Here is an 8,939-nt window from a genome sequence, read left to right on the forward strand (position 1 = left end):
CCATAAATCTTAAATATTTAAAATTAATAGAAGAATGCGTTTTGTATGCCCTAATTTTTAACTCATCCTTTTTATACAAATTTAAAGTATTGTTGTTAAAATTAAATTTAAAGATACCTTCCTGATCTACTAAAACATATAAATTATTCTGATTGTCAAAAGAAATATTCTTGAAACCTGAAAAAAAATAACTACGGCTAGTAGCTAATGTAGTGACTTTCCATCCATTTACGGTGTTTTCGATTTTACGGATTGAATTTCCAAGGTAGTTATTGTCTCCTCTGTCTATTACATATATTATATTATTCCTTATTATAATTTGGGATACGTCTTTAAAACTGGCATCTGCTCCAATACCATCTTTTACTTCATCTTTCCCGGAACCTGCAATCAGTGTTTCTTTGCTCAATAATGGATTTACTTCTTTTATCGTAAGTGAACCAGTATCAAAAACAATATAAGAATCGTTAGTATAATTACAAATCGCATTTAAAATGATAGGTTTAGAATTTGTAACTCCCAAAGGTTTCATTGTGTAATAACTAGTAACTGATTTGTAATTATTTGTAAAATTATAAATCATATTCCCTACTTCATGATCATTAGTTGTTATCAGAATTTCGTTTTTTTCATTCTTGGTCAATCTATTATAAAAAAAACGTAAGTCGTGAAAAGTTTTAAGTACAGCTACTTTACCATTTCTATCAATCGTGTATAAATTTGCCAGTACGGCTCCTCTTCCGGCAATATAAACTATGTTATTGTTATCGACAACGAAACCATCAATTTCAGTCGGAATTTCAGAATCTGTTATATAGTCCGCTATTAATTCTCCAGGAATGTTTTGATCATTTTCATTATTACTGCATGATGTTAACACTACTAATAAAATCATTAAACGTATTATTTTTTCTTTCATTTGTTTAAACTATTTTTTTAAGATGTAAGATGAGATTATTTTTTATAAAAACTTCGCTTTCAATTCCGGAGTAGGAATCATACAGCTTTCTTTTTTACCATACCAATTGTATCTGTTTTTAGCAACATAATCATAAATACGGTCGCTGATAAAAATGGGAATAATCCTAAAAATTTCTGAAAGCCTCCAAAGACCACCAAATTCTTTTGCAATAGCTATTACTGCTGAAGATTTATAAAAGTAAGCAGAGTCAGGATTCAATAATAAAATACTGTCCATTTTTGCAAAACTAATCCCCAACTGCTTACAAATCGAAATCCCTAATTCTGATTGCAAAGCTACAAATCTGAAAATGTCATTTTTGTCATGCTTGATTATAAATTGTACGGCAGAGTTACAGAGATTGCAGATGCCATCAAAGAGAACTATTTTTTTATTTGCGGGTAAATCAATCATTTTTTAAACATGTACTATTTTGAAGGAACAATTCCTTTATTTGTTTTATCTATTGTTGTTTTGTTTTCAATAGTATTTGAAGATTAAAAACGGCTTTTATAAAAGATTTTTAAGAGGTTTTTAAAATAAAGTGATCTTCTTATTGATTTTTAAAGAATTAATGCTTTAAATCTCTTTATTTTGATTTTTACCAAGAAAAACGCCAATTTTACTACTTTTTTACTGCTTCAACCAACTCCAGCTCGTCTAAACTTACTTTCGAAGTGAAAATGCCATAATTTACCGTTGCTTTATTTTTTTCTATCGCGTCAATACTTCCAACAGATCTTCCGTCAAGCATTCTTACACGATCACCAACTTTTAGAATTGGTTTTGGTTTTTCGACTATAGGTTTAAGTTTCTTTTCTTTTTTCTCCTTTCGAATTTCTTCTACTTTAACAGTGATTTCGGCAATTACTTCTTTTTTCTTTTCAATTATTGCTTTCGTTTCTTTTGGAGTAACTTTTTTGCGTTTTGAATTTTCAATCTCGACTATTTTCAAAAATTCACCAATAAGTTCCTTTTTGTTTTTATTGTTAAAGTATTTCTCTGAAATGTCTTCGATTTTCTGACCGATATAAATGGTTTTCTGATTACTATCATACAGTTCCTGATAACTTTCCAGTTTTTGCTTGATCTTAACGTTGATGTTTTCCATCTTTTTGCTTTCTTCACGAGCCCTGGTTTCTTCCTCTTTCAGATTAAGAGAAGTTTTTTCAAGCTTAGAACGCTCCTTTTGAAGGGTTGCAATCGTTTTATCAAAACGAACTTTGCCTACTTCAATTTTCTTTTTTGCACGATTAATCAATCCAAAAGGAATTCCGTTTTTTAAAGCTACTTCAAAAGTAAATGAACTTCCAGCCTGACCTAAAGCCAGTTTGTACATAGGTTCTAAAGTTTTTTCATCAAACATCATGTTGGCATTGGTTGCGTATGGCAATTCATTAGCCAAAATCTTTAGATTGGAATAATGAGTGGTTATAATCCCAAAAGCTTCACGATGATAAAATTCTTCCAGGAATATCTCTGCCAAAGCACCACCTAATTCCGGATCAGACCCTGTACCAAATTCATCAATTAAGAACATAGTCTTCTTGTTGCATTTTTTCAGGAAGTAGTTCATGTTCTTTAATCGGTAGCTATAGGTACTCAGGTGATTTTCAATAGATTGATTATCTCCAATATCTGTTAAAATCCTGTCAAACAAAAAGGTTTCGCTTCGTTCGTGAACCGGAATAAGCATCCCGGATTGCAGCATTAATTGTAATAAACCTACCGTTTTTAGCGAAATTGTTTTACCACCTGCATTAGGTCCTGAAATCACAATGATACGATTATCCTGCTTTAGCTCAATGGTTTGCGGATGAGTAACTTCATTTTTCTGTTTGTTGTTCAGATATAAAATCGGATGATACGCTTCTCTAAAAAACAACCTTCTTTCTTCTGTAATAGTAGGCAAAATTCCGTTGATTCGATTTGCATATTTTGCTTTTCCGGCTACAACATCAATATCACTCAAAAAATCCTGATATTCAATTAATAAAGGCAAGTACGGACGAATTGCATTTGATAATTGCTTCAAAATTCGGGTAATTTCTTCCTTCTCTTCGTATTCTAAATTGGCTAATTCTCTGGAGTATTTTAATGTAGCTTCAGGTTCGATATAAGCAATACTTCCGGTTTTCGAACTTCCTAAAATAGAGCCCTTCACTTTTCGTCGGTACATGGCTAAAACGGCCAAAACTCTTCGGTTTTGCACAAAACTTTCTTTGATATCATCAAGATAACCAAGGCTATTGTACTGTGTAAGAGCGACCCCGAAACTTTGATTTACTTTACCGCGAACCAGGTTCATACCCTGACGAATACTCAGTAAAGCCGGCGAAGCATTGTCTTTTATTTCACCATATTTGTCTACAATCGCATCAATAGTGGTCACAATATCTTTTGTGTATTCAACACGTGAAGCTCTCGCATTTAAATTTGGATAATAATCATCAAACTTTTTAAGGAAATTTAGTAAAAAGTTGGAAGTCGAAGAGAGTGTAGCAATTTTTCTAAAACTTCCCACTTCAAGAAAACTATCTTCAATTGCCAAAAACTTAATCTCGTGAGTTATAGCGTCAAATCCGTGATTGGGAATGGCGTTATTATTTTGAAAAGAGGAAACATATTCTGATGTTTGCATCAAAGCCTGCATCAAAGTTTCCTGATCTCTAAAAGGTGTTATTTGTAAAGCTTTTTCTTTTCCTATATCAGTATTACAGCCGGCTGAAATGGTTTCGAGTACCGTAGGAAATTGTAAATCTTGTAATGTTTTTTCGGTTATAGATATCATTATATATCGTAAGTTGTAAAGGTTCAAAGTTACAAAGTTTTGAAACGAAATAGCACTATTAATTAGTACTTTGAAGAAAACTTTGCTTAATTTGTGATAAAATTTAAAAAATGGAAATCAATCTTTCTCCTGATTGGGAAACGGTATTAAAAGATGAAAATCAAAAAACTTATTTTTCTGAGCTAATGAAAACTTTGGAAATTGAATATCAAACATATACTTGTTATCCACCTGCAGAATTGATTTTCTCCGCTTTTAATACCTGTACTTTTCAAAACTTAAAAGTTGTCATCATAGGACAAGATCCTTATCATGGAGAAGGAGAGGCGAATGGATTGAGTTTTTCTGTAAATGATTCCGTTAAAATTCCACCGTCACTGCGAAATATTTACAGAGAACTAAATGACGATCTCGATTCGATCTTTATGCCAACTTCGGGCAATCTTGAAAAGTGGGCAAAACAAGGTGTTTTACTTTTAAATGCATCCTTGACGGTTCGCAAAGACAGCCCAAATAGTCATAAACATTTGAAGTGGAATTTGTTTACAGACACTGTAATTCAAGCCATTTCGGATCAAAAAGAGAATGTTGTTTTCCTCTTATGGGGAAGCTTTGCTCAGAAAAAAGGCGCTAAAATTGATCGTTCCAAACATTGTGTTTTAGAATCCGGACATCCTTCACCTATGAGTGCTAATCAGGGAAAATGGTTCGGAAACAAACATTTTAGCAAAACCAATGATTTTTTGAAATCCAAAGCAATCAAAGAAATCGACTGGCTGTAGAAACGGATAACTAGTTAGAATCAGTTTTTAGCACAATAAAAATGTTGCTGATTACTACAATAACAGACCTATTCTTTAGTGTCTTTTTTAATGATCTCTTCCAGAATAGCTTTGTTCTCGTAGTTGATTACCTTTAAAATAATCTCTTGATTTTTAGCTGTTTTACCTTCAATGATATAAAGTTTTCCTTTGCTTACAGGTACATTGCTTTTGTCAAAATCAACATCACCAAATGTCAGTGTACTTTTAATATCTGCGGTGTCAACCCATTTTTCATTTAAAGTCTGAATTGCTTTTTCGGAATACTGAAAAGGCTTAGTGCGTAAATTATTTAAAACTCTGGCGTTTGGAAAGTAGTTGCAACGTGTATCTTTTCCACTGAACACAAGGGCTACAAAAAAGCATCCCATAACCAAACCAATCAAATAATATGCAAAACGATGTACGAACTTCATGAAATATATTTTTTGCAAAGGTACACTAAAGTTCCCTTAAAATACAAGTAAATTAATATCGTTGTCCGGTAAATCAAACCATTCCCCAATTGCTTTACTGGTCAGGATTCCGTGATACATGTAAATTCCATTTTTTAATCCTTTATTGCATCGTATAGCACTTTCCAAACCGCCGTCTTCCGCAATTTGAAGCAAATAAGGAGTAAGGATATTGCTTATGGATAATGAAGCTGTTTTAGAATATCTGGAAGGGATATTAGGCACACAATAGTGCAGCACATTGCTTTTTATAAAGGTTGGTTTTTCATGAGTGGTAACTTCTGAAGTTTCAAAACAGCCTCCGGTGTCAATACTCACATCTACAATTACAGCACCTTTTTTCATGTGTTCGACCATTGTTTCCGTAACAATAATAGGACAACGCTCTTTACCGCGCATGGCACCAATTGCCACGTCACAACGTCTTAAAGCTTTTAGTAGTGCTTTTTGCTGAACAGTTGAAGTAAAAATACGTTGGTTAAGACTGTTCTGTAAACGACGTAATTTGGTAATTGAATTGTCAAAAACTTTCACATTTGCCCCCAGTCCTATGGCCGTTTTTGCAGCAAACTCACCAACGGTTCCAGCACCCAGAATAACAACATCAGTAGGAGGGACTCCAGTGATATTACCAAACAAGAGACCTTTTCCAAACTCGTCCGTAATCATTAATTCGGCTGCGATAAGAATAGAAGCTGTTCCTGCAATCTCACTTAGTGATTTCACAGCAGGATAGGAGCCATCTTCGTCTTTTATGTACTCAAAAGCCAGTGCCGTTATTTTTTTCTGTGCTAAAGCTTCAAAGTATGCCTTCTTCTTAGTTTTTAATTGAATGGCCGAAATTATGATAGTTTCCGGATTGATCATTTCAATCTCGGCTGTTGTAGGAGGTTCTACCTTAAGAAGCATTGGACAGCCAAACACTTTCTTTGTATCATTTGTTACTTCAGCTCCTGCATCAGAGTACTCTTTATCACTATAACTGGAGCTTTCTCCGGCTCCTGATTCAATCATTACCCTATGCCCCTCATAGGTCAACGCACTAACAGCATCCGGAGTCAGACAAATACGACGTTCCTGATAACTTGTTTCTTTAGGAATTCCTATAAAAAGCTCACTTTTGAATCGGCCAATTTCAAGTTTTTCTTCTTGTGGCAACAATTGCTGTTTCGTAAATGGGGTTAAGGTAATTGACATGGGTTGTGCAAAAAATTAAGAGTACAAATTACGTAAAAAGTTTTAAAATCAATGTAAAAATTCTGCTAATAGTTGTTTAAGAATTATAACAGAATTTTTTCCATTTTTATATCAGCTCTTTCGTAACTCACGTCACCCAAAGGAACTTCACTAAAACCAAATTTCTCATATAAAAGAAGTGCAGGAAGCAGTATGCGATTGGAATACAAAAACAGCTTTTTAATATGGTTCTCTTTTGCAACAGTCATGCAATGTGTTAACAGTTTGTTTCCAACTCCAAGGCCTTGTGCTTGATCCGAAACAGCCATTTTACTCAATTCAAAGGTAATGTGATCAACTTTCATTAAGGAAACAGTTCCGATAATTTCACCGTTATATCTGGCATAGAAGATTAATCCGCCTTTATCGATAATTTCTTCTTGTGGGTTAGAAAGTACCAACTCGTCTTTTTCTTCTACTTTAAAATACTTTTTAAGCCATTCCAGATTTAGAATCTTAATGTGTTCTTTTAAATCAGTTGAAAAAGAGATAATTTCTACGGTATTTTGGGTATTCATTTTTATTTTCTTAGTGTCTTTATGTAGACCTTTCGCCTTTTGTTGAAAGTTTTAGGATAATTTTAATTCTCTTTTTCCATCTGCCAGCAGTTCAATTGTGATGGTTGAAGTTTCTTCCGGCAGTAAGCTTGCAATTTTCTCAGACCATTCAATAAAACACCAATTTCCGGAATACAAGTAATCGTCAACTCCCATGTCTAGTGCTTCCGTTTCTTTGTTTAATCTATAAAAATCAAAGTGGTAAACAATTTGATTGTTAGAAGTATAATATTCATTAACCAAAGAGAAGGTTGGACTACTGGTTGCATCCTGAACTCCCAGGTTTTTACACAATTGTTTGATTAAGGTAGTTTTTCCAACACCCATTTCTCCATTGAAAAGAATGATTTTTTTTGGATTTGCGGCTAAAATTTGCGTGGCTACTTCTCTGATTTGATCTAATGAAAAAACGATATTCATTTTTTTATTTGTTTTAATTAGTCTCAGTTTTCATTTTTCAGTCTCAGCTCTAAACTGAGACCGAAAAATGCGACTGAGAACTTTTTCTATTTAGGGTTAAATACCAAAAACGGAATAATCATTTCTTCTAACGAAATCCCTCCGTGCTGGTAAGTGTTTTTATAATAACTCACATAGTGGTTGTAGTTGTTTACATAGGCTAAAAAGTAATCGTTTTTAGCAAAAATAAACGAACTACTCATGTTAATCGCTGGCAAACCAATGGCTTTAGGCTCTTTAACAACATACACATCTTTTTGTTCGTATGTTAAACTACGACCGGTTTTGTAGCGCAAATTTAAACTTGTATTTTTATCTCCAACCACTTTCGACGGATTTTTTACATTAATAGTACCGTGATCTGTTGTCAAAATCAATTTAAAACCTAAAAGTTGTGCCTGTTGAATAATTTCGAGCAGTGGCGAGTTCTTAAACCAGCTTAAAGTGAGTGAGCGATAGGCTTTGTCATCTGAAGCCAGTTCTTTTACCACTTCCATTTCAGTTTTGGCGTGCGAAAGCATGTCAACAAAATTATAAACTACAGTTACAAGATCATTTCCTTTTAAAGCTTTGAAATTTTCTGCCAATTTTTTTCCTCCTGCGTAATTGGTGATTTTGAAATAATCTTCTTTAATATTTAAACCTAAGCGTTTTAATTGCGCTGATAGAAATTCGGCTTCAAAAAGGTTTTTTCCACCATCTTCAACATCGTTCTTCCAATATTGCGGAAACTGTTTTTCCATCTCTATCGGTAATAAACCTGAAAAGATTGCATTACGGGCATATTGTGTGGCGGTTGGAAGAATAGAAAAATAAGGAACCTCTTTTTCCAGTTTATAATAATTAGAAACCACCGTTTCAAAAGATTTCCATTGATCATAACGCAGGTTGTCAATTACCACAAATAAAATAGGTTTATCCTTCTTTTTAAGCTCCGGAACTACTAATTCTTTGAATAAATTGTGCGATTGAACAGGCTTGTCCGCCTTTGGAGCAAACCAGTCTTCATAATTTCTCTCGATATATTTTCCGAATTGCGAATTGGCTTCTACTTTCTGAGACTCCAGAATTTCTATCATTGCCTGATCGTTAATATTCTCCAGTTCCAACTCCCAAAAGATTAATTTCTTGTATAGTTCAATCCAATCTTCAAAAGAATTAACCATAGCCAATTCCATGGAGATTTTTCTAAACTCCTTTTGATAATCCAATGTCGTTTTTTCAGAAATTAATCTCGAATGATCTAGATTTTTCTTTAGACTTAACAGAATCTGATTCGGATTCACCGGTTTTATGAGATAATCGGCAATTTTGGAACCAATAGCTTCTTCCATGATATACTCTTCCTCGCTTTTGGTAATCATAATCATCGGAATAGCTGATTTTTTCTCTTTCATTTCCGAAAGCGTTTCCAGACCACTCATTCCGGGCATATTTTCATCTAAAAAAACAATATCAAAATTATCTTCTTCAAATAGTGTAATCGCATCTAAACCATTGTTAGAGGTGGTTACAACGTAGTTTTTTTTCTCCAGAAATAATATATGTGGTTTCAAAAGATCGATTTCATCATCGACCCAAAGTATTTTTATCTTGTCCATAAACGATTTTAATTTTTAATGCAATTTATAAGTATAGAACTTAAAAAGTATTAAAAAT

Annotated in this window: 9 protein-coding genes; 1 reads left to right on the plus strand and 8 read right to left on the minus strand. The window is 33.4% G+C overall.

The features are described from left to right. The 3 genes from JO950_RS19825 to JO950_RS19835 form a co-directional block, all read right to left on the minus strand. Positions 1–895, minus strand: an 895-nt coding sequence (locus tag JO950_RS19825) for a hypothetical protein (protein ID WP_202704191.1), incomplete at its 3' end; no start/stop codon positions are given. 66 nt (positions 896–961) lie between these two features. Then, entirely contained in the window at positions 962–1,375 is a 414-nt protein-coding gene (locus tag JO950_RS19830) for a thiol-disulfide oxidoreductase DCC family protein (RefSeq protein ID WP_202704192.1), read from the minus strand. Positions 1,376–1,586: 211 nt separating this feature from the next. After that, positions 1,587–3,752, minus strand: a complete 2,166-nt coding sequence (locus JO950_RS19835; RefSeq protein WP_202704193.1) for a DNA mismatch repair protein MutS — start codon at positions 3,750–3,752, stop codon at positions 1,587–1,589. A 110-nt stretch (positions 3,753–3,862) separates the two neighbouring features. Between JO950_RS19835 and JO950_RS19840 the strand changes: the two genes are divergently transcribed. Then, the gene (locus JO950_RS19840) at positions 3,863–4,534 is read left to right on the plus strand and encodes a uracil-DNA glycosylase (protein ID WP_202704194.1); all 672 of its coding nucleotides are present in this window, start codon (positions 3,863–3,865) and stop codon (positions 4,532–4,534) included. A gap of 68 nt (positions 4,535–4,602) precedes the next feature. Here the strand turns inward: JO950_RS19840 and JO950_RS19845 are convergent, their stop codons facing one another. The 5 genes from JO950_RS19845 to JO950_RS19865 form a co-directional block, all read right to left on the minus strand. Then, entirely contained in the window at positions 4,603–4,989 is a 387-nt protein-coding gene (locus JO950_RS19845) for a DUF4258 domain-containing protein (RefSeq protein WP_202704195.1), read from the minus strand. 36 nt (positions 4,990–5,025) lie between these two features. Beyond that, positions 5,026–6,225 carry an alanine dehydrogenase gene (locus JO950_RS19850; protein ID WP_202704196.1) on the minus strand — a complete coding sequence of 400 codons (1,200 nt, stop codon included), beginning with the start codon at positions 6,223–6,225 and terminating at the stop codon, positions 5,026–5,028. Positions 6,226–6,308: 83 nt separating this feature from the next. Continuing rightward, positions 6,309–6,782 (minus strand): GNAT family N-acetyltransferase, encoded by a 474-nt coding sequence (locus JO950_RS19855; RefSeq protein WP_202704197.1) that lies wholly within the window; start codon positions 6,780–6,782, stop codon positions 6,309–6,311. A 51-nt stretch (positions 6,783–6,833) separates the two neighbouring features. Next, complete coding sequence (gene tsaE / locus JO950_RS19860) at positions 6,834–7,241, minus strand: tRNA (adenosine(37)-N6)-threonylcarbamoyltransferase complex ATPase subunit type 1 TsaE (protein WP_202704198.1); 408 nt, start codon at positions 7,239–7,241, stop codon at positions 6,834–6,836. 86 nt (positions 7,242–7,327) lie between these two features. After that, positions 7,328–8,881: a bifunctional response regulator/alkaline phosphatase family protein gene (locus tag JO950_RS19865; protein ID WP_202704199.1), complete on the minus strand. Its 1,554-nt coding sequence runs from the start codon at positions 8,879–8,881 to the stop codon at positions 7,328–7,330. Between the last annotated feature and the right edge of the window lie 58 nt (positions 8,882–8,939).

This window comes from Flavobacterium sp. UGB4466, assembly GCF_903469665.1.
Lineage (GTDB): Bacteria > Bacteroidota > Bacteroidia > Flavobacteriales > Flavobacteriaceae > Flavobacterium > Flavobacterium lipolyticum.

Coding starts and splice junctions, on each gene's coding strand:
- JO950_RS19835 (WP_202704193.1), bottom strand. CDS start 3,752: ATGATATCTATAACCGAAAAAACATTACAAGATTTACAATTTCCTACG.
- JO950_RS19840 (WP_202704194.1), top strand. CDS start 3,863: ATGGAAATCAATCTTTCTCCTGATTGGGAAACGGTATTAAAAGATGAA.
- JO950_RS19850 (WP_202704196.1), bottom strand. CDS start 6,225: ATGTCAATTACCTTAACCCCATTTACGAAACAGCAATTGTTGCCACAA.
- JO950_RS19855 (WP_202704197.1), bottom strand. CDS start 6,782: ATGAATACCCAAAATACCGTAGAAATTATCTCTTTTTCAACTGATTTA.
- JO950_RS19845 (WP_202704195.1), bottom strand. CDS start 4,989: ATGAAGTTCGTACATCGTTTTGCATATTATTTGATTGGTTTGGTTATG.
- tsaE (WP_202704198.1), bottom strand. CDS start 7,241: ATGAATATCGTTTTTTCATTAGATCAAATCAGAGAAGTAGCCACGCAA.
- JO950_RS19830 (WP_202704192.1), bottom strand. CDS start 1,375: ATGATTGATTTACCCGCAAATAAAAAAATAGTTCTCTTTGATGGCATC.
- JO950_RS19865 (WP_202704199.1), bottom strand. CDS start 8,881: ATGGACAAGATAAAAATACTTTGGGTCGATGATGAAATCGATCTTTTG.